Genomic DNA, 211 nt, shown 5'->3' on the forward strand with positions numbered 1-211 from the left:
CAACATCAACGTTAATGCACAGTCTGGCGTGAAATCCGGCGATACCGAGTACCTGAGCGCGGGCAAAAACACCTCGCTGATGGGTGCTGCGATGGTCACCATGGACAGCATCATGCTGCTGTTTACCGAACTGGCGAACAGCAAGTTTGAGCAGATGAGCAAGAAGACTGAAGTCTCTCGCGATGCGCAGGATATGGCTAACCGCGTTGAC

1 pseudogene is annotated in these 211 nt (G+C 53.6%); it reads left to right on the forward strand.

The window, feature by feature from the left end:
- Nucleotides 1–4: 4 nt before the first annotated feature.
- Nucleotides 5–211 (forward strand): annotated as a pseudogene (locus NG42_RS21745) (hypothetical protein); the annotation flags it as partial.

Source organism: Winslowiella iniecta (genome assembly GCF_001267535.1).
GTDB classification, from domain to species: domain Bacteria; phylum Pseudomonadota; class Gammaproteobacteria; order Enterobacterales; family Enterobacteriaceae; genus Erwinia; species Erwinia iniecta.